Here is a 22,671-nt window from a genome sequence, read left to right on the forward strand (position 1 = left end):
GGCCGGGCCCTGCTGACGACCCGCCGGTCAGCAGGCGTCGGTGCCGGCGCAGAGCCGCTGCGCCACCGGACGGGCGTACGTCCGCGCCTCCTCCGGCGTGGTGTCCATGTCGAGCGTCACCTGTGCCACCAGGTCGCCCTGCCGTACGACGAGCCAGCGGCTCGGCTCGCCCTCGATCGTCGAGCCCACCAGCAGGGACTCGTCACCGGCTCCCAACCCGTCGGCCAGGACCGACAGCGAATCGCCCGTCCGAATCGGGGTGCAGTCGCTGAACTTCGCACGTACCCGGTCCAGCACGGTGGCGGCATTGCCAGCCGAGTGGCGGGTGACCCGTTGGATCATGCTGGCGGTGGGCGAGTCGAACGACACGGTCCGCTGGGCGATCTGCCCCACCGCCGTCGACGAGGACGCGTTACGGCAGTAGATCGACACCGACTCCAGGCTCCAGTCGCCGTCGACATCGCCCTCCGTCATCGTGAAGCCGGCGGGCAGATCCGACAGCCGCAGCATGGCCGCAGCCGGGACGGCCGGGTTGGTGGAACCGGTCGGCGACCGGTCGCTGGTCGCCGACGGGCTCGACGGCGGGGCGACGGGCGTGTTGGAGGTCGCCGGCGGCGGGGACGGGGTCCGGCTCGGGGTGGCCGACGGCACGGGCGTCGGGGTGGGTGATCCGGTGGCCGGCAGCACCGGTGTCGGCGCCCCATCCTGGCCGCCGGCCAGGGCCACCGCGCCGGTGGCCACCACAGCCACCGCCACCGCGCCGGCGAGCACCGACGCGATCCGCGTCTGGCGGGTACGCCGCCGGGCGCGTTGCCGCACCTGCTCGGTCGGATGCCAGGTCAGCTGCTCGGTGTCGCGGAACAGGTCGGTGAAGAGCGAATCAGGCATGGCTGACCTCCTCCGAGATAGTGGTGCCGAGCAGGAGAGCCAGGGCCTTGCGACCCCGGGCGAGGCGAGCCTTCACGGTGCCTACCGGCACACCGGTCTGCAGCGCGATGTCCGCAACGGAGAGGTCGGTCAGGTGATGCAGCACGACCGCCTCGCGTTGTTCGCTGGGCAGTTGGCGTAACGCGGTCACCAACGCGACGGTGTTCTCCGATGGAGGTCCCACCGCGGCAGCCGGGCCGTGCCGTCGGTACGCGGTGATTCCGTTGCGGATCTTGCGCCACCTGTTCATCAGGAGACGATGCCCCACGGCACGCACCCACGCCTCTGGATCGCCGTACTCGCCGATGCGCTGCCAGCGCTGCCAGGCCCGCACGTATGCCTCCTGTGCGGCGTCCTGCGCCTCACCGAGATCACCACCGAGCGCAAAAAGCACGGTGACGACCCGATGCCTGGTGGCTCGATAGAACTCCTCGAACCCTTCGTCTCTGTCCAATGTCCCCTCCCCGCGTCGCTGTCGCCACTGTCACCCGCCATCGCGACGTCCGGTTGCATGCGCCGCCAACGAGGTCGTACGGGGAGTCGGACACCTGACTCTCTCCGCGAGCGGCCGTAGCTCCGCCTCCGGGATGACGACGGGTCCGCCCGCCGCCGGACGGCGGAACTGGCGAACGACGGATAACGTCGGCCCATGACTGTTGAGCACCCCGCACTCGCACTGCGTGGCCTGGCCAAGCGGTTCGACGGCACGATCGCGGTGGCCGGCGTCGACCTGGACGTCCCCGCCGGGTCCTTCTACGGCCTGCTCGGTCCGAACGGCGCCGGCAAGACCACCACCCTGTCGATGGCGGTCGGGCTGTTGCGGCCAGACGCGGGCTCGGCCTGGGTGCTCGGGCACGACGTCTGGCGGGACCCGGTGACCGCCAAGCGGTTGCTCGGCGTCATGCCCGACGGGGTCCGCCTCTTCGACCGGCTGACCGGGGCGGAGTTGCTGGCGTACAACGGATTGTTGCGGGGGATGGACCCGACGGTGGTGGACCAGCGCGCCGCGGAGTTGCTGGACGTGCTGGCGCTCGGCGACGCCGGCCGGACGCTGGTGGTTGACTACTCGGCCGGCATGAAGAAGAAGATCGGCCTGGCCTGCGCGCTGCTGCACGGCCCTCGGGTGCTCGTGTTGGATGAGCCGTTCGAGGCGGTCGACCCGGTCTCGGCCGCGCTGATCCGGGACATCCTCACCAGGTACGCGGCCGGCGGCGGCACGGTGGTCTTCTCCAGTCACGTGATGGAGGTCGTCGAGCGGCTCTGCTCGCACGTGGCGATCCTGGCCGGCGGCACCATCAACCGGGTCGGGACGATCGGCGAGGTCCGCGGCGACCGTTCGCTGGAGCAGGTCTTCGTCGAGGTCGTCGGCGGTCGCACCGCGACCGGCGAGGAGCTGTCGTGGCTCTCCCGGTGAGCGCGGCGGCCACACCCGCCGCGCCGGTACGCGCTGTCTCCGCTCGGCACTTCGCGCGGCTCAAGCTGCGGGTGATGGGCAACAACTTCCGGGGGCAGGGCTGGCGGATCGCGCTGTTCATCGGTGGCGCGGTGCTCGGGCTCTGGTTCGCCATCAGTGGCTTCTTCCTCCTCGCCGCGCCCGGCCTGTCGGGCAACGGTCAGTACGCGGTGCTGGTCGCGGCGGCGGGCGGCGGGCTGCTGGTGCTCGGTTGGCTGCTTCTGCCGCTGGTCTTCTTCGGAGTGGACGAGACACTCGACCCGGCCCGGTTCGCGCTGCTGCCACTGCCCCGCCGCACGTTGGTGACCGGCCTGTTCGTCGCGGCCCTGATCAGCGTGCCGGTGCTGGCGGCGCTGATCGCGTCGCTCGGGTTGGTGCTCACCGCGTGGTCGTTGGGCGGTTGGTCGGCGGGCCTGGTCGGCGTGCTCGGCGTGATCGCCGGCCTGCTGCTCTGCGTGGCCGCGAGCCGGGCGGTGACCAGTGCTTTCGCCACCATGCTGCGGTCCCGCCGGGTACGAGACCTGGCGGCCGTGCTGCTGGCGGTGACCGCCGCACTGCTCGGCCCGTTGCAGGTCTTCGGCCTGGCGGCGCTGCGCGAGGCGGACTGGACCCGGCTGGCCGGCGTGGCGACCGTGATCGGCTGGACGCCGTTCGGCGCACCGTGGACCGCCGGCATCGACGTGGCCCAGGGTCGGGTCTGGGCCGCGCCGGTCAAGTTGCTGATCACGGTGGTGGCGCTCGGCGCCCTGCTGGCCTGGTGGTCGCGGTCGATCGAGTCGGCGATGGTGGGTGCGGCGAGCGCCGGTAGGGCTCCGGTGCGGCGCGGTGTCACCGGTGGCGCGGTCGCCCAACTGTTTCCCCGGGTGGCGGGCTGGGCTCGTCGGGACCGGTTCGGCGCCCTGGTCGCCCGGGAGGCCCGGTACTGGTGGCGGGACGCTCGCCGCCGCGCCAACCTGATCACGATCGCGGTGGTCGGCATCTTCGTGCCAGTGATGATCAACGTTACCGGCGGGGACTTCGCGGCCATGGAGGACGAGGGATTGACGGCGGCTGCCAGCAACAGCTCACCGGTCGTGGTCACCATCTCGATGCTCTTCGTGGGCGTGCTCGCCGCCGTCACCCTGGCCAACCAGTTCGGCTTCGACGGCAGCGCGTACGCCGCGAACGTGGTGGCGGGGGTGCCCGGCCGGGTCGAGCTGCGGGCGCGGATGACAGCCTTCTCGCTGTACGTGCTGCCGATGCTGGCCGTCGTCGGAGTGGTGCTGTCGTTGCTGCTCGGCCGACCGGGTTGGATCGGTCTCACGGCCGGCAGCCTGGCCGCCACCTACGGTGCCGGTCTGGCGGTGAACAGCCTCGTTTCGGTGCTCGGCGCATATTCGCTGCCGGAGACGAGCAATCCGTTCGCGATGAACAGCGGCGCTGGCGTGGCGAAGGGCCTGCTCACCCTGCTGGCCATGCTCGCCTCGGCGGTCGTCGCGGTGCCGATGGTGGTGGCCGCGGCGCTGCTCGGCGATGCCTGGCTCTGGCTGGCCCTGCCGGTGGGTGCGGCGTACGGGCTGGGCGCGGCGCTGCTGGGCGCATACGTGGCCGGCGACGTGTTGGACCGGCGCCAGCCGGAGTTGCTGGCGACGGTCACCCCGCGCCGCTAACCGGCGCGTCGCCCGGGGGCCTGGGCAGCGCCGGCGATGAAGCCACGCCAGGCGGCCGGAGCGAAGGTGAGGGTCGGGCCGGAGCGGTCCTTGCTGTCCCGAACCAGGACGACGCCGGGCAGGTTGTCCGCCACCTCGACGCAGTTGCCGCCGGAGTCCGTCGACCGGGTGGACGTGCGCCAGCGTGGCCCGTTCATCGTCATGGCGTCACCTTCAGCTTCCGGATCAGATCCATTGAGGTGCCTGTCGAGAGCGCTTCGCCGAGCAGACTATCCCATTTGCGATCAATCAATCCGATCATTTCGGGGTCATCCATGACGTGTCCGCGAGCCGCATTCTCCAGGTAGAGCACCCTGTCCCCGTCCGGCAACTCGGCGAACACGAACCCACCGCCAAGGCCGACATGCTCACCGACGCTCAGTGGGATGACGTGCAACCGGACGAAAGGCAGGTCTGCCACCTCAAGCATTCGGCCAAGCTGGGCATTGAGCACGGCAGGGCCGCCCACCGGCCGGTGAAGGCCCATCTCGTCCACCAGGAAGACGCAATACGGCGGCGTATCCCGGGACAGCAGCAGTTGGCGTTCCAACCGAACCGCAACAAGTTCGTCGACCACAGCCGGCGGATGTAGTCCACCCGCCGAGATAACAGCGCGGGCGTATTCCTCGGTCTGGAGGAGGCCGGGCACGAGGCATGCCTCGAAGGCACGTAGGCGCGTCGCCTGCTGCTCGTATCCGCGCCATGGGACGAACCAGGATGGACCGCGCTCCTGGTCGGCGGCCTTGAGAAGCTCGGCGAGGAGGCCGCCGGTGGCGAGGGCCTCGTCTGCGGCGACCGCGAACTCCATGGTCGGCCGACGCCGGCCGGTCTCGATGGCAGCCACCGTGGACGGACTCCACCTGGTCAGGGTCGCCAATGCCTCCTGGGACACCTCGGCACCGGCGCGGGCGGCCTTCAACGCCCGTACCCACATCTCGACGTTCATCCTTACCTTCCCGGTAAGTACGTGACCCCGCTGCGTAGTAAGCCCTGGCATCCTCCCCTGTCCGCGCCTTTCCGTCCAGGGTGGATGGCACGCGGCCCGGTCGGTGGAGGCGACGTCCCGGCGTCCGGTCCTGCGTTCGGGCCGCCCCGGTCATCCCCCGATCGGGGCGGCCCCCGCCGACTGGGAGGAGACCAGCCATGTTCGGGTTCGTCCGCGGCAGGAACGGGGCGCGGTGGTCGTACCGGAAAAGGAAGGTGGCGGCACCGGCGGCCGTGCAGGGCGCGACTGGATCAGAGCGCCCGGCGGCCGAGTCGGCTCGACCACCTGCGTGGGCGAACGGGCCGACGGTGGCCCTGCCGCGACCGGGCCGGGCCGGCTGGCTGACCCCGGCGCAGACCTGGCGTGCGAACGGCGGCCGCTGGTGACCTGCGCCGTCCGGGAGCATTGCGGCCGGGACCGCCGTGTCCCCACGAGCACTATGACTCTGAGGCATAAATATGCCTCAGAGTCATCACGGTCATCCGGGCATCGCCCTCCGGCCAGCGGACCGCGCCACAGCCGGCCGGCGCCGCTGCCGTCGACCGGAGGGCGGTGGTGAGCCGGCCACACCTGCCGATGCGGCCGCTCTGGCGGTGTCGAAGCTGCGGCGCGCTCTGGCCATGCCAGCCGGCGCGGCTGGCGCTGCTCGCCGAGTACCGGCACGACCGCGTGGCGCTGCTGGTCTACCTGGGCGCGGCGATGGCGGAGGCGGGTGATCAGCTCGCCCAACTCAATGGGCGACCCAGCGACCTGCACGAGCGCTTCCTGGGTTGGGCGCGGGGCCGGGGCGGCACAATGTTTCACGTGAATCATGAACCGGGCGCCGAGATCCATCACACCGATCCGTTCGCGGTGCCGAGCGGGCAGCGGTCCCCGGCCCGCCGGCTGCGTGGTCGGCTCGCGGCACCGGTGACCCTCTGGACGGCGCCCGGACCGGCCGGGCTGACGGTCTCGTCCACCCTGGTTGCCGAGGGGGAACCGGACCGGCTGATCGGGCTGATCGACCCCGATTCCGACCTGTGGACGGCGGTCGAGGAGGCGGGCCGGTTCGCGGTCGCGCCCCTCGGCCCACCCCACCGGCAGCTCGCCGACCGGTTCGCCGGCCTCTTTCCCGCCCCGGGCGGGCTCTTCGCCACCGGCGAGTGGATCGACACGCCGTACGGGCCGGTGCCCGGGGACGCTGGCGGCTGGGCCGGGTGCCGGCTGGACACCGCCCGGGAGTACGGCTGGGCCCTGCTGGTGGAGGCCACCATCGAGGCGATCGACCTGGCTGAGGAGACCACGCCGCTGCTGCACTATCGCGGTCGCTATCACGAGCTGCCGGGCTGAACGGGCGGCTCACGCAGACCAACCGGTCACCGGAGTGATCTGGGTCACTCGGCGCAGCCAGCCAACCGCTCGGCGCACTCGGCGACCGGTGTCGATCTCACCCTTCCCCGTCGGGGAGCGTGCTCTCTACGGTGCGCGAAACTCCTCTGACGCCTGTGAAGGTGGTGATCCACAGATGTCCACGGACACACCCGCTCCGGCCGCTTCCCAGTCGGACAAGTACCTGGCCGTACAACGGTCGGACGAGTTCGCCGGGCTGCGGCGTGCGCTGCGCGGCTTCGTCTTCCCGATGACCGTCGCGTTCTTCCTGTGGTACGCGCTCTACGTCATTCTCTCCGCGTACGCCCGGGACTTCATGGGCACGAAGCTGTTCGGCAGCAACATCAACGTCGCGCTGGTCTTCGGCCTGCTCCAGTTCGTCTCCACGTTCCTGATCGCCTGGCTCTACTCCCGGTACGCGGACCGGAAGATCGACCCCATCGCTGACCGGATCCGCGCCGAGATCGGGGAGGTGACCCATGAGCACGGTCCACGCGGTTGAGACGTTCCTCGCGGCTGAGGCGGGCAACCACACCGCCCGCAACCTGACCATCACACTCTTCCTGGTCTTCGTGGCGGTGACCCTGGCCATCACCATCTGGGCCAGCCGGCAGACCAAGACGGCGACCGACTTCTACGCGGGCGGCCGGTCCTTCTCCGGCTTCCAGAACGGCATGGCGATCGGCGGCGACTACATGTCGGCCGCCTCGTTCCTCGGCATCGCCGGCATCATCGCGCTCTACGGCTACGACGGCTTCCTCTACTCGATCGGCTTCCTGGTCGCCTGGCTGGTGGCCCTGCTGCTCGTCGCGGAGCTGCTGCGCAACTCGGGCCGGTACACGATGGCCGACGTGCTGGCCTTCCGGATGCGTCAGCGTCCGGTGCGTACGGCGGCGGCGGTCTCCACCATCACGGTGTCGATCTTCTACCTGCTGGCGCAGATGGTGGGCGCCGGCGCGCTGGTCGCGCTGCTGCTCGGCATCCGGCCGGGGACGACCTTCCTCGGTATGGACGCGTCCACCGCCAAGGTGGCCACCATCATCATGGTCGGCGCCCTGATGATCGTCTACGTCACCGTAGGCGGCATGAAGGGCACCACCTACGTGCAGATCGTCAAGGCGTTCCTGCTGATGGGCGGCGCGCTGTTGATGACGCTGCTGGTGCTGGCGAAGTACAAGTTCAACCTGTCGTCGCTGCTCGGCGACGCCGCCGCCTCGTCCGGCAAGGGCAGCGCGTTCCTCGAACCAGGGTTGCGGTACGGCGTCGAGGTCGCCGGCAACGCGACACAGACCTTCTACAACAAGGTCGACCTGCTGTCCCTGGGCATCGCTCTGGTGCTCGGCACCGCCGGCCTGCCGCACATCCTGATCCGCTTCTACACGGTGCCGACCGCGAAGGCGGCCCGTAAGAGCGTGCTCTGGGCGATCGGCATCATCGGCACCTTCTACCTGCTCACCCTGGCCCTCGGCTTCGGTGCGGCGGCGCTGGTCGGCAGTGAGGCGATCACCGCGCAGGACAAGGCCGGCAACACCGCCGCGCCACAACTGGCCGAGGCACTCGGCATCGACTTCTTCGGCGGCGACCTGGGAGGGGCGGCCCTGCTGGCGATCATCGCAGCGGTCGCCTTCGCCACCATCCTGGCGGTGGTCGCAGGGTTGACCCTGGCCTCCTCCTCCAGCCTGGCGCACGACTTCTACGCGAACGTCATCAAGAGAGGCGAGGCGTCGGAACGGCAGGAGGTGCGGGTCGCCCGGATCTCCGCCCTGGTAATCGGCGCGGTGTCGATCGCCCTGTCGATCTACGCGCAGAACCTCAACGTGGCGTTCCTCGTGGCGCTGGCCTTCGCGGTCGCCGCTTCGGGCAACCTGCCGGCGATCCTCTACAGCCTCTTCTGGCGGCGGTTCAACACCTCCGGCGCGGTGTGGGCGATCTACGGCGGTCTGCTCTCGGCCGTACTGCTGGTGTTCTTCTCGCCAGTGGTGTCCGGTGCGGCGACCTCGATGTTCCCGAATCACGACTGGCAGTGGTTCCCGCTGTCCAACCCGGGCATCCTCTCCATCCCGTTCGGTTTCCTGTGCGGGTGGATCGGCACCGTCATCTCCAAGGAGCACGACGAGGACAAGTACGCCGAGTTGGAGGTCCGCGCCCTGACCGGCGCCGGCGCCCACTGACGGGCACTTCGTCAAGACGGGCCCCCTGTACGACGCCAGACGTCAACAGGGGGCCCTGCCTCACAAAAGGGGGTCGGTAGGCTGAACGGTATGAAGGTTGCTGAGCGCTTCGGTTCCGGTCACCGCGTCCTCGTCACCGGGGGAGCTGGTTTCGTCCCGTCGCACCTGGTGGACGTCCTGATCGCTCGGGGTTGCACGGTGGTGGCGCTGGACAACTTCGTGACCGGCTCCAAGGAGAATGTCGCCCACCTGCTGGATCGGCCAACCTTCACTCTCGTCGAAGCGGACATCTCCGACGGCCTGCCAACCCACCACCCGGCGCTGGCCGAGCGGTTCGACGCGATCCTGCACATGGCGTCGCCGGCCAGCCCCACCGATTTCGCCCACCTGCCGGTGGAGATCCTCCGGGTCGGCTCGGTGGGCACCCTGCACCTGTTGGAGCGCGCGGCCGCCGACGGCGCCCGGTTCCTGATGGCCTCCACCTCGGAGGCGTACGGGGATCCGAAGGAGCACCCGCAACGCGAGACCTACTGGGGCAACGTCAACCCGATCGGGGTCCGCAGCGTCTACGACGAGGCGAAGCGTTTCTCCGAGGCCGCGACGATGGCGTACCACCGCTACCGCGGGCTCGACGCGGCGATCGTCCGGATCTTCAACACGTACGGCCCGCGGATGCGCCCGGACGACGGCCGCGCCATCCCCACCTTCATCTCCCAGGCGTTGCGCGGCGAGCCGATCACCGTGCACGGCACCGGCAATCAGACCCGGTCCATCTGCTTCGTCGAGGACCTGGTGCGGGGAATCCTGCTGCTGCTCGACTCGACCGAGACGGGCCCGGTCAACTGCGGCACCGAGCACGAGTTGTCCATGCGGCAACTCGCCGAGTTGATCGTGTCGCTCTCCGGAAGCAGCTCGAAGGTGACCTACGTCACCCGCAGCTCGGACGACCCGGAGATGCGCCGCCCCGATCTCACGCTCGCCCGTGAACTGCTCGGATATGAGCCGACCGTCGCGCCCGAAGATGGCCTCCGACGCACGATCGAGCACTTCCGGGCCCGGCTAGGGTAACCGGTTCACTGCGCACCGCCTGTCGCTGAGTGTCGCCTGAAGGCGGCGGTGGCTCCCGCTACGTACCCTGAGTGACATGTCCGCGACTTCGTCTGCCGGCGTCCCGCATCCGTTCCTGCACCGCAGCGCCGGGCGCGCCGCGGTGCCCGGCCCCGATCGGGGCGCGTCCGGGCGTGCCCGTCCGACCGAGGCGCGCTTCTACCCGTCGTACGACGAGGAGCAGCCCGGGCCGGGCGGCCCGGCGGGGCCGAGGGGGCCCGGCGGGCCGGGTGGCACCGGCCGGCCAGGGCGGCGTGGCCCACGGCCGCGCTGGGGTCGGATCGCCCTCGTGGCGGGGATGGCGGTGCTGGTGCTGGCGCTGCTCGGCAGCGTGGGCGCCTGGCTGTACGCCCGCAACCTGAACGGCGACCTGGCCCGCACCGACCCGTTTGCGGAGATCACCGGCGGGCGGCCGGTCAAACCGGTCGACGGCGCGCTGAACATCCTGCTGGTCGGCAGCGACTCTCGGGACCCGGACGCGCCGGTCGACACCAAGAGTCAGTGGCGTGCCGACACGATCATCGTGATGCACATTCCCGCCGACCACCAGGAGGCGTACCTGGTCTCCATCCCCCGTGACCTCTACGTACCGATCCCGGAGAGCGCGGGCGCGGACTGCGGCTCCGGCCAGCGCGCGAAAATCAACGCGGCGTTCGCGTTCGGTGGGCTGCCGCTGGCGGTGCGCACCGTGGAGTGCTTCACCGACGTTCGGATCGATCACGTGATGGCGATCGACTTCGGCGGTTTCAAGGAGGTCACCGACGCCCTCGGCGGGGTGGACCTGAAGGTGGAGCGAACCATCACCTCGATCCACAAGCCGTACCGGACGTTCACCAAGGGCACCAACCACATGGACGGCGCGGAGGCGCTGGACTGGATCCGGCAGCGCAAGCAGTTCCCGGACGGGGACTTCGCCCGGATGCGGCACCAGCAGGAGTTCCTCCGGGCACTGATGGACAAGGCGGCGAGCACCGGAACCCTGGCGAATCCGAAGAAGCTCAACGACTTCCTCCAGTCGGTGACCGCAGCCGTAACCGTCGACCAGGGTTTCTCGGTTACAGACATGGCGCTACAGTTCCGCAATCTGCGCGGCCAGAACCTCATCTTCGTGACCAGCCCGAACTCGGGCAGCGAGACGATCAACGGCGAGTCGGTGGTTGTGTCGGACCGGGAGAAGGCGCTCGCCATGTACCAGGCCATGTCGGCGGACACCATGGCGGACTGGGTCAAGGCCAACCCGCCGAAGAGCAACGACGGCGGCTGACCGTCCTGGGCGGGTGGCCTGGCGGGTAGGGCGGGTGCCTGGCGGTACGGCGGCCGGCGGGCCGACGGCCACCCCACCGTTCGGGTCATCGAGCGGCGACGATCGTTCGAACCCGATAAAATCGACGTCCGGATTGACCCGGGATGAACTCGCCAAGTCGATTTGATGTACGTACAGTGGTGCCGCCCCCTCCTGATCACGAGCTGGAGCACGCATGCCGGTTCAGGCCAGTCGTCGCCCTTCGTCCCCCGGATCCGCCGCTTCCAGCGGCCGGGTCGCCGCGGCCATACCCGCACAGCCGCGCCCCTCGGGCGGCGGGCCGGGCGCCCGACCGCCCGGCAGCGGCGACGAGGGCCGCGCGGGTGGCGGCGGCGGGTCGGCGAAGAAGCGGACCAAGCGCAAGGATCCCCTCTGGGCCCGGCTGACCGTGGTGTTCGGGGCGGTCCTGATGCTCAGCAGCGGGGTGGCCATCGTCGGCAGCAAGGTGCTGATCGGCCAGGCGACCGGTGACATCGCTCAGCGCAACCTGCTGGGTGAGGCCGGCAAGTCCGACGCCGAGGGCGGTGCGAACCTGGACGGCCCGATCGACATGCTGCTGCTCGGCGTGGACGCGCGGGAGCGCTGGGCCGCCGACGACGTCCGCTCGGACAGCATCATCATCCTGCACATCCCGGCCTCGCACGACCAGGCGTACCTGATCTCGATCCCCCGGGACACCGAGGCGCAGATCCCGGCGTTCCCGAAGAGCGGCTTCGCCGGCGGCACCGCGAAGATCAATGCCGCGTTCCAGGCCGGTGCCGCCAACGGCGGCGGCTGGGAGGGTGGCGCCCAACTGATGGCGCAGACGATCAAGCGGCTCACCGGGATCAGCTTCGACGGCGCGGCGATCATCAACTTCGGTGGCTTCAAGAACGTCATCGACACCCTGGGCACGGTGCGGATCTGCGTCAGCCAGGAGGTCAAGTCGCTGCACATGTCGTACGTCGACGGCAAGCCGATGTGGAACGCCGACGCCAAGAAGACCGGCAAGCCGAGGACCCCGGTGGTGCACAAGAAGGGCTGCCAGGAGATGGAGGGCTGGGCGGCACTCGACTACTCCCGGCAGCGCAAATCCCTCCGCAACGGCGACTACGACCGGCAGGCGAACCAGCAGCAACTGATCAAGGCGATGGCCAAGAAGGCCACCGATGGCGGGAGTTTGACCAACCCGGCGAAGCTGAATCAGCTGATCAAGGCGGCGGGCAAGGCGTTCGTGCTGGACACCGGCGGCGTGGCGATCGAGAAATTCATCTTCACCATGCGCGGGGTGACCGCCAACGAGCTGACCATGCTCAAGACCAACAACGGCACCTTCAACGCCAACGGCAACAACACCGAGGGCTTGAACGAAGAGACGCTGGCGATGTTCCGGGCAGTCAAGCAGGACAAGCTCGCCGAGTTCGTCTTCACCCACCCCGAGGTGATCTCCACCCGCAAGTAGGGACGAGCGTTCCCGCACGGCGGTCGGGAGTCCCGGAAAGCCGGTGACGACGCCGTCACTACCCGTAGCCTGACGTGGGTAGGTTTCACGTGTCGGCTGCGGGGAGGCGGTCACGTCCAGGTGGGGACGGAACTCGGCGGGCCGGGCCGCAGCGGCCCCATCCGCCCGACCACGCCGCGCCCGTGGGTCACGGATCATGCTCGGCCTCGGCCTGGCCCTCGTCCTGCTGGCCGGGCTCGCCATGGTCGGGCTCAAGACGCTCACCCACCGGTACGACCGCACAGTGACCAAGGAGCAACTGCTCGACGCCGACGCCCGCACCGAGCGGACCGACCTGGACGGGCCCCTCAACTATCTCCTGGTCGGCTCCGACCGACGACCGGGCGACACCGGGCCGGACCAACGCTCGGACACCATCCTCATCGTGCACGTGCCCGCCGGGCAGCGGGAGGCCTACCTGGTCTCCATCCCGCGTGACCTCCTGGTCGCCATCCCGCCCGGGAACGGCTTCGGCGGCGGTCAAGACAAGATCAATGCGGCGTACGAGCACGGTGGCGGCGGGCAGGCCGGGGCCCAACTGCTCTCCGCCACCCTGAACCGGCTCACCGGAATCCGGTTCGACGGTGCCGCGCTGATCGACTTCTCCGGCTTCCGCAAGGTCATCGACCTGCTCGGCGGAGTGGAGATGTGCGTGGACACGGAGGTCCGGTCGATCCACACCAACCGGGTCTTCCCCACCGGATGTCAGCAGATGGACGGGGCGCAGGCGCTGGACTACGTACGACAGCGCTACGACCTGCCCGGCGGCGACTACGACCGACAGCACCACCAGCAGCAGTTGCTCCGGGCGATGCTGGACAGTGCCGGCAAGGCGGACCTGCGCAGCAACCCGGTCAAACTGGATCAGGTGCTCCGGGCGGTGGGTGGCTCGTTGACCGTCGACACCAACGGCGTACCCCTGGAGGACCTGCTCCTCGCGCTGCGCGCGCTGCCGCCCGACGGGATGCGCGGCGTCCAGGTGCCGTCTTCCCCACAGACGATCGACGAGGTCTCGTACGTGGTGCTGGACAACGGGGGCAACGGGCTCTTCCAGGCGGTTCGCGGCACACAGGTGCCGGCGTGGGCGCAGGCCAACCCCCGCTGGGTGACCCGGTTGTGACGGTTTCGACGGCCGGGTCGGTGCCGAACTGGTCCATGAGGATCTAGTGTTGCTTCCTGTGTTCGGACCCCAGGTTCCCACCGTGCCCGTGACCGAGATCGCCGACGAGACCTACCTGCTGGATGTGCGGGAGGACGACGAGTGGTCGGCCGGCCATGCACCCAATGCCCACCACCTGCCGATGATGGAGCTGCCGGCCCGGCTCGCCGAGGTGCCCACCGACCGGGACGTGGCGGTCGTCTGCCGCTCCGGCGGACGTTCCGCCCAGGTCGTCGCCTACCTGGTCAACAACGGCTGGGAGCGGGTGCGTAACGCCGACGGCGGGATGCGCCAGTGGGCCGCGGTCGGCCGCCCGGTGGTCGACGCGAACGGGCAGCCCGGCCAGGTCATCTGAGGCGCCGGGATGGGCGGGCCACTGGTCTTCGCGCACCGCGGTGCCTCGTACGACCTTCCCGAGCACACCCTCGCCGCGTACCTGCGCGCTCTCGACGAGGGCGCGGACGGCTTGGAGTGCGACGTCCGGCTGACCCGGGACGGTCATCTGGTCTGCGTGCACGACCGACGACTCGATCGCACCAGCAACGGTCGCGGTCTGGTCAGCGCGCGGACGCTCGCCGAACTGGATGCGCTGGACTTCGGCTCGTGGCATCCGGGCAGCGCGCCGAACGGCGACATACCGCCGGACGAGTCGCACACCCGGCTGCTGACCCTGGCCCGACTGCTGGACGCGGTGCTCGCCGCCGGCCGGCCGGTCCGGCTGCTGGTGGAGACGAAGCACCCGTCCCGCTACGGCTCGAACGTGGAACGGCGACTGGTCAGCCTGCTGCGCCGGTACGGACTGGCCGATCCGGCACCGGACGACCCGGTGCAGGTCACCGTCATGTCGTTCTCCCCGCTGGCGGTCCGCCGGGTCCGCGAACTCGCTCCGACGCTGCCCACCGTGCTGTTGCTGGAGGTGCTGCCGCGCTGGCTGCGGTTGGGGCGGCTGCCGTTCGGCACCCGCATCGCGGGGCCGGGCATCGGCCTGGTCCGGGCCCGCCCGCAGTTGCTGCCCGCACTACGCGCGGCCGGCAACCAGGTGTACGTCTGGACGGTCAACGAGCCGGCCGACCTGGAGCTGGTGCTGGCCACCGGGGCGGACGGCATCATCACCGACCGGCCGGCGCACACCCTGGCCCGGCTGGACCGCTGACCGCGACGGCCGGGCGGGGGTGCCCAAAACCGGGTCGGCGGGGCAGACTCGGCACATGCCGGAGCGTATCGATTTCCCCGCTCTCATCGCCGGCCACACCGTCGTGATCGAAATGATCAACTCTGGGGACGCGGGCCTGCCGGTCCTCACCCAACTGCTCCGGGTGGCCCAGCCGGCACTCGGGGCGACCGGTATGGCGTTCGTCGAGTTCGGTCCTACCGGCGGTCGCGTGATCGCGGCGACCGGCGCGGCGGAGTGGGCCCTCGGCCGTCCGCTGGCGGCCGACGACCCGGACACCGTCTGCCTGCTCTCCGGGCCACGGGTGCGCCAGGTCCGGGTGGGCCACCTCAACGGCAAGCTGGCCGGCGAACTGGCCGGCAGCGGCCTGCGCCGGATGGTGGTCTCCCGGGCCGAGATCGGCGGCCACACCGTCGGCAGCCTGCACGCGCTCTATTCGGGCGATGACGAGCCGGGCGCCGAGCAGCGGGGCGTGGTCGCCTATCTCGCGTCCTGTGTCGGGCACATGTACGGCGACCAGAGCGGCCTGCCGGTGCACGGCGACGGCCCGGTGGTGGCGGCACTCGCCGACGGGTTGGCCGTCGTCGACCGGGACGGGCACGTCCGACTCTGGAACCCGGCCGCCGCCCAGGTCACCGGCCGGTCGGTCGAGCAGGCGCTGAGCCGCCCGTTGCCGTTCCCGCTGCCGCCCTCGGGCCAGGTACGGGACCACCGGATGCCGGACGGCCGCTGGCTGCGGATCACCTCCGGAGAGTTGCCCGGCCCGGGCACGTTGCGGGTGGTCACCTTCCGCGACATCACCGACCAGCAGCGCCGCGACCACGACCGGGAGCTGTTCGTCGCGGTGACCAGCCACGAGCTGCGTACCCCGGTCACCGTGATCAAGGGATACGCGGACACGCTCACCGACCACTGGGAGTCGCTGACCGACGTCGACCGACGGCAGGCTGCCCGGGTGATCGGGCAACGCGCCAACGAGTTGGCCCGCTTGGTCGACCGACTCCTCTCCTCAGCGGCCGAGGCGGGGCCGGGAGACGACCCGCCCACCCCGTTCGACCTCGGCGAGGCGCTGCGGTCCGCCGTCGTGGACCTGCCGACGGAGGTGCGTCGCCGGCTGGCGCTCCACCTTCCGGCCGACCTACCCAAGGCACTCGGCCACCGGCCCAGCCTCGCCACCGTGCTGACCGAGTTGACGACCAACGCCTGCAAGTACTCGCCACCGGGTTCCCCGATCGACGTCACCGCCTCGGTCGACGGTCAACTGGTGGCGTTCCGGGTCAGCGACCGGGGCATCGGCATCCGACCGGAGCACGTGGAGCGGGCGTTCGACCGGTTCTGGCAGGGCGAGTCCGGCGACCGGCGCGGCTACCCGGGGGCGGGGCTGGGCCTCTATCTCGTCCGCCGAATCGTTGAACAGCAGAATGGATGGGTATCCCTACGTCCAAGGACCGGCGGCGGTACGGTCGCAGAGGTGCGGCTACCGCGCGGTTGACCGAGGTGGCGCGACGTGGAGGCGACGGTGGCAGCGGCAGCGGCAGCGGCAGCGGCAGCGAGGGAACGGGCGTGGTGCGTGGTGGTTCCCCACCACCCGGCCGGGGCACGGCTGGCCCGGCACCGGCTCGCCGGTGAGCTGGCGGACGTCGTACCCCCGACGCTCCTCGCGGATCTGATCGCGGTGCTCGCGGAGCTGGTGGGCAACGCGGTGCGGCACGCGCGACCGCTACCCGGCGGGGTGGTTCGGGTGGCCTGGCGGATGCGGGCCTCGGCCGAGGGTCCACGGATCCAGCTGCGGGTCACCGACGGCGGCGCGAGCACCAGGCCCCGGATCCGCACGGCCAGCCCCGACGCGGCGGACGGGCGGGGGCTGCACATCGTCGCCGGTCTGGCCAGCCGCTGGGGTGTCGAACGAGACGGCATGGGCCAGCGCGTCTGGGCGGAGTTCGACCCGGCGCCCACACCCCGACCCGACCTGGTGCCGGCGGGCTGAGTGAGGCTCGGGCGGGTCCCGCCCACGGCGAGCCGGTCGGGGCTCTAGGCTGTGACGCCGTGAGTAAGCGTCGAAAGAGCCAGCGCACCGCCGCCGACACCGCCCCCCGCCGAGACAAGGTGCGGGACGTCTTCGTGCCGCGTCCGTTCGACGGGCTGGTCGACGAGCCCGAGTGGATCGCGCTGCGCGAGCTGGTGCCCGCCGCCTCCGCGCCGCTGAGGCTGGCGCCGGCCCTGGTCGAGGAGTTCGGTGACCGGTCGGCGACGCTCGCCACGGTGCTCCCGATGGCCGCCCCGGCGATCACCAAGCCGGACGGCAGGGTGCTCATCGGTCTCCAGCGACACCAGCAGTCCGGTGACGTCTCCCGGGACCTGGCCGAGGCGTTGCTCTGCGCGCTGCGGACCGAGCCGGGCGGTCAGGTGGCCGTGCCACCGCTGCCCGGCCCCGGCCCCCGCCTGCAGGACATCCTGGTGGACGGGCCGCTGGAGATCAGCATGCACGACGGTTTCGAGTTCTGGCTCGACCCCGGGGCCGCCGACGATCCGACCGTCCAGGCGTCGCTGGAGCGGGCGAACGCGGCCATCTACCCGACGGTGCGGCTGAGTGCGTCGAAGGCCGCGTACTGGTGCCAGGTCCCGGAGAAGGCACACGTGCGCTGGGTGCTGCCGGACGACGAGGACGCCGCCCTGGACGCACTGGCCCGCCTCGGCGCGGCCGGCACGCTGCCGCTCGGCGACCAGACCCGGTTCGCCGGCATGTTCCGCGCACACGGTCGGCTGGTGCCGGTCTGGGACCTGCCGGAGGAGACTCCGGCGACCGAGTGGGAGGAGCCGGTGGCGCAGTTCGCCAAGCGGTACGCCGAGGCGCTCACGGCCACCGACCCGCTCGACGCCGCCGGTCGCCGGGCCCGCCAGGGGCTGCTCGGCCGCCAGCTGACTCTCCGCTGACGGCAGGAAGGACCCCTCGTCAGCGGGCGGCCCTTCCTGGCAGGGGATCGCGGGTGATCGGGCAGGACATGCAGCGCGGCCCGCCCCGGCCGGAGCCCAGCTCGGAGCCGGCGATCGGGATCACCTCGATGCCGGCCCGCTCCAGTTGGGCGTTGGTCTCGGTGTTGCGCTCGTAGCCAACGCAGAGCCGGGGCGCCAGCGCGAGGGTGTTGTTGCCGTCGTCCCACTGCTCGCGTTCCGCGGTGACCGGGTCCAGCCCGGTGTCGATGACCCGGAGCAGATCGAGGTCCATCGCGTCGGCGGCGGCCCGCAGGAACGGCGCGGGCCCGTCCACCCTCGGGTCCTCACCGTCCGCGCCGGCGATCACCGTGTACGCCGACAGCGTGCTCGCGATGTTGGGGTACATCAGGACGGCGTCCACGTCGACCATCGTGCAGACGGTGTCCAGGTGCATGGTGGCGCGTTTCTGGGCGATCGGCACCACCAGGATGGTGTGGGCCAGTCCGGCGGCGAAGACCTGCCGACCGAGGCGTTCGGCACCGGCCGGCGTGGTTCGCTCGCCCACCCCGACCGCCAGCACCCCGGGCGCGAGCAGCAGCACGTCCCCACCCTCCAGGTGCTCGAGGTTCGGACGGTAGACGAACTCGGTGCCGGCGAAGCGTGGGTGGTGGCGGTAGATGGCATCGGTCAGGGTGGTCTCCCGGCGGCGGGCCGGCATGGCCAGGCTGGTGACGCCGACCCGATCGCCGATCCACAGCGACGAGTCGCGGGTGAACAGCAGGTTGGGCAACGGATCGATGACAAATTCGTGTCGGTCCATCAGGGTGTAGACCAGACCGCCCGGGCGCTCCGAGCTGATCCGCAGTTCCTCGTGTGCCAGTCCGGCGGTGAGCACGTCGGCCAGGGCGGCCGGGTCCAGGTAGGAGAGGTGGTCGGCGACGCGGGCTCGCAAAGTGTCGCCGAGCCGGCGCGAGCGCAGCACCTGTTCGGTGAGTTCGGCACGGGCGTCCGCGACGGCAAGTGTCTCGGCCAGCAGGATGGCCAGGTAGAGCACCTCGACCCCGCGCTCGCGCAGGGCGGCGGCGAACGCGTCGTGCTCCTCCTGGGCGCGTCCGACCCAGGGGATCGCGTCGAACAGGAGCGAGTCGTTGTTGCGCGGGGTGAGCCGGGCCAGTTCGGGGCCGGGCCGGTGCAGCAGGACGGTGCCGAGCCGGCCGACTTCACTGTCGACGTAGTGGGTCACTCCCGCAGCGTAGGGCAGGGTTTGGCGGCATCCGAGAAAAGAACTGTGGATGAATATGGCATTCATCCACAGTCACTCCGGCGTTCCGGCTTGCAGAACACCGGTAGTGGCAACGTAGGGTAGTGAGGACATAACTTCGAGGGACCTTTTGCCGGAGGTCGCGATGACTGTCTTTCCCGCACGACGAGCCGTACCGTCCGCTCGGGCACTGCCGCCCGTCGCGGTGCCACACCCCCGCGTCGAGTCGCCGGGGGTTCTCGAACCAGTCCGTCCGACACCGCTCGAATGGGCCCGCCGTCGTCGGGCCGAGCGGGGTGCCCGCCGCCTGGAGGCGGCCGGGGCTCGGGCGCTGGGCCAACTCGACCACCTCGGGCCTGCCTGGCATGTCATCGAGTGGCCGCGGACCGACGTGACCGACGTCCTCGACCGCGGTCAGGACGAGCGCGCCGGGTTCCTCGCCATCGGGCCGAGCGGGCTCTTCGCCGTCACCATCGCCGATCACGGTCGGGCCAGGGTGCTCGTCGCCGGGGACGTCGTGCAGATCAACGGCAAGCGGCCGCCGTACGTGGCCGAGTCCCGCCGGGACGCCAAGCGGGCCAGCAAGGCCCTCTCCGACGCGGTGGGGCTGCCCGTTCCGGTGACGCCGGTGCTGACCTTCGTCGGCTCCGGCGTGATCAGCGTCTACGGCCTTCCGAAGGACTGTCTGATGGCCACCCACCGGGAGCTGGACCGGCTCCTCGTGGCCGGCGGCAGCCGGATCAGCCCTGCCACTGCCGAGAAGCTTTCCCGGGTCGCGCAGCACCCCGGCACCTGGCTGAACGGCACGTACCGTCCAACTGGTGACTACCGGTGGTATGACGAGGGCCGAACGGCCGCTGACAAGTCGGCCCACCGCCGGTAACGTCACCGGCGACGCCACGCGGCTCCGGTCCCCTCTTCACCTCACCGGTTCCCGCGCCGTCACCGGCCGCCCCGGTTCAGGCTGTGGGGCCCGGTGACCCGGTGCGCTCGGTGATTCCGTCGGCGACCAGCTAGCGTGGACAGTCGATCGGTGTACATAGGAGGCGCGGTGGCCCACGTCGAACTTTCGCTCTCGGAAGCGTTCGTGCCGGCGGCGCGGGCCTCGACAGAGCCGGAGTCCGACAACGTCGGCCAATGGTCCTCGACGGTCTCCCGGGCCGATGAGCCCTGCCTGCTGATCGACGCCGACACCCGGGTGGTCGCGATTTCCGCGGCCGGGTGTGAGCTGCTCGGCCTGGGCGAGCCGGGTGGCCTGATCGGGCGACCGCTGCTCGACGGCGGGCTGCGCCTGCTCGATTTCACCGCCAACCGGGGCGAGCTGACCGAGGCCGAGATCGACAAGATCCCGCCCCTGCTGGCGCTCTCCTCCGGTCGACTCGCCCGCGGGCTGCTCCGGGTTCAGGCCGCCTCGGCGAACAGCTCCGACGCGACCGTCGACGCGATCTCCACCCCGGTGCTCACCGACGGCGCCGTCGCCGGCTCACTCACCTTCTTCTCCGAGGTCTGACCTGCGGCGGAGTGTGTCCCGCGCCGCACGCGCCGTTGCTGGGGTCCACCCGGGTGAAGGCCGTAAGGTGCCCTCATGCTCGATATCGCTCTGCTGCCGGGGGAGTACGCAGTGTGCCGGTTGGCCGCCGGCGCCACCCTGCCGTACGCGTTGTCGAGCGGGCTGCGCGATGCCGACGTGGTCACGGTGAGCTGGACCGCGGACGGGATCTCGGTGATCTGCCCGACCGACCGGGCCCCGGCGCAGGCCGTGGTGGAGACCGCGTGGCGCTGTCTACGGGTCATCGCCCCGGTGGAGTTGGCCGGCACCGGAAGCCTGGCCGCGCTCGTCGACCCGCTCGCCGAGGCACGGGTCAGCGTGGTCACGTTCTCCACCTTCGACACCGACTACCTGCTGGTGCCGGCCGTCCGGCTGACCGAGGGCAGGGCCGCGCTGGAGCGCGCCGGGCACCGCGTCATCGGCTGAGCTTCACCCAACCGGCCGCTCACCCTACGATGGGCTCGGCCACCCCGGCCGCGACGAATTCTCCGATGTCCCGAGGATCGGCCCGTGCCGTTCACCCCGCCCCGCCGCGCGTCTCCCCCACCGCGCGCCATGTCCCACATCCCACCGGCGACCCGCGACCCGGTGCCCGGCCTCGTCCCCGCACGGAGCCTGGCCCGGACCCGGCCGGTGGCGCTCGCGGCGCTCACCGTCGTGGTGCTCGCCGGCTGCGGCGCCCCACCGGGGCTCGGGGAGCCGACTGCCGTGCCCACCCGCACCGCAGCCCCGACGACTCCCGGCCCGAGCACCGTCCCCCCACGGGTCACCGCACCCCCGCTCGGCGCGGCCACGCCCACCCCGGACGCCGGGCTGATCGCGACCGCCTGCCGGAACGGGCCGACCGGGCAGCGGGTGGTGCAACTGCTGCGCGGCCGTGCAGGAGTGCTCCCGGCCAACGTCCGGGTCCAGGTCCGCACCGGGCCGCTCTGCGCCGCTGACTGGCAGTACACCGTGCTGGACGTGACCGGGCACGAGGAACTCCAGGTGGTCACCCGGGGCCAGCCCACCGCACCGGCGCTGGTCACCGCCGGCACAGACGTCTGCACCATCGAGGTACGCGCCACCGGTCCGGCCGGGATCCGAGCCCTCGCCTGCGACGCCGGTCCGGCCACCGGCCCGGGTGCGTAGGCTGATCGGCATGCCAGGAACACCGCCGACCCGCTTCGTCTATCTCGGTCCGGAGGGCACGTTCGCCGAGCAGGCCCTGCGTTCCGTCCCCGCCGCCGAGCGCGGCAGCCGTACGCCTGCCCGCAGTGTGGGGGAGGCGCTGGACAACGTCCGGGCCGGGGACGCCGACGCCGCGCTGGTGCCACTGGAAAACTCGATCGGCGGCGCGGTGGGCGTCACGCTGGACGAGATGGTCGAGGGCGAGCCGTTGGTGATCACCCGTGAGGTGATCCTGCCGGTGGAGTTCGTGCTCGGTGCCCGGCCCGGCACCTCGCTGACCTCGATCCGCACCGTGGCGGCCCATCCGCAGGCGTCGACCCAGTGTCGGGGCTGGCTCCGCGACCACCTGCCCGACTCCGTGGTGGTCGACGTGCTCTCCAACGGCGCGGCCGCCGCCGGGGCCGGTGCGGGCGAGTACGACGCGGCGATCTGCGCACCGATCGGCGCGACCCGGCACCGGCTCGCGATACTCGCCGACAAGATCGCCGACCATCCCGACGCGGTGACCCGCTTCGCGCTGGTGTCCCGCCCCGGGCCGCCCCCGCCGCCGACCGGCGACGACCTCACGTCGCTCGCGGTCTACATCGCCCACGACCGGGTCGGCGCGCTGCTGTCCGTGCTGATGGAGCTGGCCGTCCGTGGGGTCAACCTGACCCGGATCGAGTCCCGTCCGACCGGCGAGGCGCTGGGCCGGTACGTCTTCTTCCTGGACTGCACCGGGCACGTGGCCGACGTGCGTCTGGGCGAGGCGTTGCAGGGGCTCCGCCGGGTCTGCGCCGACGTCCGTTTCCTGGGCTCGTATCCCCGGCACCGATGGGCCGAGGCAGCGGGCGAGCGGCCGGTCCCGGCACCGGCGGGCCTGTCCGATGTCGACTACGCCGACGCGGCGGCCTGGCTGGCCCGGCTGCGCACCGGCGAGTTGACCTGACCGGGCGAGGCGCCCCC

At 71.1% G+C, this 22,671-nt stretch carries 24 protein-coding genes; 19 read left to right on the forward strand and 5 right to left on the reverse strand.

What is annotated here, in order from left to right; genetic code table 11:
* Window positions 1-27: 27 nt before the first annotated feature.
* Together ACQEUX_RS27065 and ACQEUX_RS27070 are read right to left on the reverse strand one after the other, a co-directional pair.
* Complete coding sequence (locus tag ACQEUX_RS27065) at window positions 28-888, reverse strand: hypothetical protein (protein WP_433054039.1); 861 nt, start codon at window positions 886-888, stop codon at window positions 28-30.
* Window positions 881-1,381 carry a SigE family RNA polymerase sigma factor gene (locus ACQEUX_RS27070; protein ID WP_433054042.1) on the reverse strand — a complete coding sequence of 167 codons (501 nt, stop codon included), beginning with the start codon at window positions 1,379-1,381 and terminating at the stop codon, window positions 881-883. The genes ACQEUX_RS27065 and ACQEUX_RS27070 overlap by 8 nt, the downstream gene beginning before the upstream one ends.
* A 195-nt stretch (window positions 1,382-1,576) precedes the next feature.
* Here ACQEUX_RS27070 and ACQEUX_RS27075 point away from each other — a divergent pair, with 195 nt between their 5' ends.
* On the forward strand, window positions 1,577-2,341 hold the full coding sequence (locus tag ACQEUX_RS27075) for an ABC transporter ATP-binding protein (RefSeq protein ID WP_433054045.1): 765 nt from the start codon (window positions 1,577-1,579) through the stop codon (window positions 2,339-2,341).
* Window positions 2,326-4,029, forward strand: a complete 1,704-nt coding sequence (locus ACQEUX_RS27080) for an ABC transporter permease (RefSeq protein ID WP_433054048.1) — start codon at window positions 2,326-2,328, stop codon at window positions 4,027-4,029. Before ACQEUX_RS27075 ends, ACQEUX_RS27080 begins: the two co-directional genes overlap by 16 nt.
* Here ACQEUX_RS27080 and ACQEUX_RS27085 read toward each other — a convergent pair.
* The gene (locus ACQEUX_RS27085; protein ID WP_433054051.1) at window positions 4,026-4,232 is read right to left on the reverse strand and encodes a DUF397 domain-containing protein; all 207 of its coding nucleotides are present in this window, start codon (window positions 4,230-4,232) and stop codon (window positions 4,026-4,028) included. The genes ACQEUX_RS27080 and ACQEUX_RS27085 overlap by 4 nt on opposite strands.
* Entirely contained in the window at window positions 4,229-5,014 is a 786-nt protein-coding gene (locus ACQEUX_RS27090; RefSeq protein ID WP_433054054.1) for a helix-turn-helix domain-containing protein, read from the reverse strand. The genes ACQEUX_RS27085 and ACQEUX_RS27090 overlap by 4 nt, the downstream gene beginning before the upstream one ends.
* A 615-nt stretch (window positions 5,015-5,629) precedes the next feature.
* Between ACQEUX_RS27090 and ACQEUX_RS27095 the strand changes: the two genes are divergently transcribed.
* The 12 genes from ACQEUX_RS27095 to ACQEUX_RS27150 all read left to right on the forward strand — a co-directional run bounded on the left by ACQEUX_RS27095 (window position 5,630) and on the right by ACQEUX_RS27150 (window position 17,746).
* Window positions 5,630-6,382, forward strand: a complete 753-nt coding sequence (locus ACQEUX_RS27095; protein WP_433057163.1) for a flavin reductase family protein — start codon at window positions 5,630-5,632, stop codon at window positions 6,380-6,382.
* 175 nt (window positions 6,383-6,557) lie between these two features.
* Complete coding sequence (locus ACQEUX_RS27100) at window positions 6,558-6,923, forward strand: DUF485 domain-containing protein (RefSeq protein WP_433054057.1); 366 nt, start codon at window positions 6,558-6,560, stop codon at window positions 6,921-6,923.
* On the forward strand, window positions 6,901-8,592 hold the full coding sequence (locus tag ACQEUX_RS27105) for a solute symporter family protein (RefSeq protein ID WP_433054060.1): 1,692 nt from the start codon (window positions 6,901-6,903) through the stop codon (window positions 8,590-8,592). The genes ACQEUX_RS27100 and ACQEUX_RS27105 overlap by 23 nt, the downstream gene beginning before the upstream one ends.
* 90 nt (window positions 8,593-8,682) lie before the next feature.
* Complete coding sequence (locus tag ACQEUX_RS27110; RefSeq protein ID WP_433054063.1) at window positions 8,683-9,660, forward strand: NAD-dependent epimerase/dehydratase family protein; 978 nt, start codon at window positions 8,683-8,685, stop codon at window positions 9,658-9,660.
* Window positions 9,661-9,736: 76 nt separating this feature from the next.
* On the forward strand, window positions 9,737-10,963 hold the full coding sequence (locus ACQEUX_RS27115) for an LCP family protein (protein WP_433054066.1): 1,227 nt from the start codon (window positions 9,737-9,739) through the stop codon (window positions 10,961-10,963).
* Window positions 10,964-11,177: 214 nt separating this feature from the next.
* On the forward strand, window positions 11,178-12,443 hold the full coding sequence (locus ACQEUX_RS27120; protein WP_433054069.1) for an LCP family protein: 1,266 nt from the start codon (window positions 11,178-11,180) through the stop codon (window positions 12,441-12,443).
* Window positions 12,444-12,639: 196 nt separating this feature from the next.
* Entirely contained in the window at window positions 12,640-13,602 is a 963-nt protein-coding gene (locus ACQEUX_RS27125; RefSeq protein ID WP_433054071.1) for an LCP family protein, read from the forward strand.
* Between the two features lie 58 nt (window positions 13,603-13,660).
* On the forward strand, window positions 13,661-13,996 hold the full coding sequence (locus tag ACQEUX_RS27130) for a rhodanese-like domain-containing protein (RefSeq protein ID WP_433054074.1): 336 nt from the start codon (window positions 13,661-13,663) through the stop codon (window positions 13,994-13,996).
* A gap of 9 nt (window positions 13,997-14,005) precedes the next feature.
* Window positions 14,006-14,794: a glycerophosphodiester phosphodiesterase gene (locus ACQEUX_RS27135; protein WP_433054077.1), complete on the forward strand. Its 789-nt coding sequence runs from the start codon at window positions 14,006-14,008 to the stop codon at window positions 14,792-14,794.
* A gap of 55 nt (window positions 14,795-14,849) precedes the next feature.
* Complete coding sequence (locus ACQEUX_RS27140; RefSeq protein WP_433054080.1) at window positions 14,850-16,304, forward strand: PAS domain-containing sensor histidine kinase; 1,455 nt, start codon at window positions 14,850-14,852, stop codon at window positions 16,302-16,304.
* Between the two features lie 78 nt (window positions 16,305-16,382).
* Window positions 16,383-16,799 (forward strand): ATP-binding protein, encoded by a 417-nt coding sequence (locus ACQEUX_RS27145; protein ID WP_433057165.1) that lies wholly within the window; start codon window positions 16,383-16,385, stop codon window positions 16,797-16,799.
* Window positions 16,800-16,858: 59 nt separating this feature from the next.
* The gene (locus tag ACQEUX_RS27150) at window positions 16,859-17,746 is read left to right on the forward strand and encodes a DUF5926 family protein (protein ID WP_433054083.1); all 888 of its coding nucleotides are present in this window, start codon (window positions 16,859-16,861) and stop codon (window positions 17,744-17,746) included.
* Window positions 17,747-17,765: 19 nt separating this feature from the next.
* Here the strand turns inward: ACQEUX_RS27150 and ACQEUX_RS27155 are convergent, their stop codons facing one another.
* The gene (locus ACQEUX_RS27155; RefSeq protein WP_433054086.1) at window positions 17,766-18,989 is read right to left on the reverse strand and encodes an arginine deiminase; all 1,224 of its coding nucleotides are present in this window, start codon (window positions 18,987-18,989) and stop codon (window positions 17,766-17,768) included.
* A gap of 163 nt (window positions 18,990-19,152) precedes the next feature.
* Between ACQEUX_RS27155 and ACQEUX_RS27160 the strand changes: the two genes are divergently transcribed.
* The 5 genes from ACQEUX_RS27160 to pheA all read left to right on the forward strand — a co-directional run bounded on the left by ACQEUX_RS27160 (window position 19,153) and on the right by pheA (window position 22,654).
* Window positions 19,153-19,890, forward strand: coding sequence for a hypothetical protein (locus ACQEUX_RS27160; protein WP_433054089.1), 738 nt, complete (start codon window positions 19,153-19,155; stop codon window positions 19,888-19,890).
* Between the two features lie 168 nt (window positions 19,891-20,058).
* Window positions 20,059-20,517: a hypothetical protein gene (locus ACQEUX_RS27165; RefSeq protein WP_433054091.1), complete on the forward strand. Its 459-nt coding sequence runs from the start codon at window positions 20,059-20,061 to the stop codon at window positions 20,515-20,517.
* A 75-nt stretch (window positions 20,518-20,592) separates the two neighbouring features.
* Complete coding sequence (locus tag ACQEUX_RS27170) at window positions 20,593-20,982, forward strand: ACT domain-containing protein (protein ID WP_433054094.1); 390 nt, start codon at window positions 20,593-20,595, stop codon at window positions 20,980-20,982.
* Between the two features lie 84 nt (window positions 20,983-21,066).
* Window positions 21,067-21,687 carry a hypothetical protein gene (locus ACQEUX_RS27175; RefSeq protein WP_433054097.1) on the forward strand — a complete coding sequence of 207 codons (621 nt, stop codon included), beginning with the start codon at window positions 21,067-21,069 and terminating at the stop codon, window positions 21,685-21,687.
* 10 nt (window positions 21,688-21,697) lie between these two features.
* Entirely contained in the window at window positions 21,698-22,654 is a 957-nt protein-coding gene (gene pheA, locus ACQEUX_RS27180; RefSeq protein WP_433054100.1) for a prephenate dehydratase, read from the forward strand.
* The last annotated feature ends 17 nt before the right edge of the window (window positions 22,655-22,671 follow it).

It is taken from the genome of Micromonospora sp. CA-259024 (assembly GCF_050936255.1).
Taxonomy (GTDB): Bacteria; Actinomycetota; Actinomycetes; order Mycobacteriales; family Micromonosporaceae; genus Micromonospora.